Annotated in this window: 1 rRNA gene; it reads left to right on the forward strand. The window is 55.9% G+C overall.

Going from position 1 to position 370, the window contains the following annotated elements:
- A 16S ribosomal RNA gene (locus QC180_RS30140) occupies nucleotides 1-95 on the forward strand; the annotation flags it as partial.
- Nucleotides 96-370 lie beyond the last annotated feature (275 nt).

The following is a 370-nucleotide window of genomic DNA, read 5'->3' on the forward strand; positions in this document are numbered from 1 at the left end:
CTTGTGGGAGGGAGCCGTCGAAGGTGGGATCGGCGATTGGGACGAAGTCGTAACAAGGTAGCCGTACCGGAAGGTGCGGCTGGATCACCTCCTTTCTAAGGAGCATCTCCAATTCTTGTGCCACAGAGGTGGTTTCGAGGTTGGCAGAGCCGCTTAGTTCTCATATGTAGAACTGCGGAGCTCATGGGTGGAACGCTGACTGACTCATCGCATCAAGGCCACGGCAAAGTCCGAGGCCGCGGTGGTATACCGACACACTATTGGGTCCTGAAAGAACAGACGTTCTTTCCAGGCAAGACAAACGATCCGCTCGGATCTCCTCGAAACCGCTCGGCTCTGCCGGTAGGTCGTGGAATTTGATTCGATGCGG

The organism is Nocardia anocheti (assembly GCF_029675105.1).
Lineage (GTDB): Bacteria > Actinomycetota > Actinomycetes > Mycobacteriales > Mycobacteriaceae > Nocardia.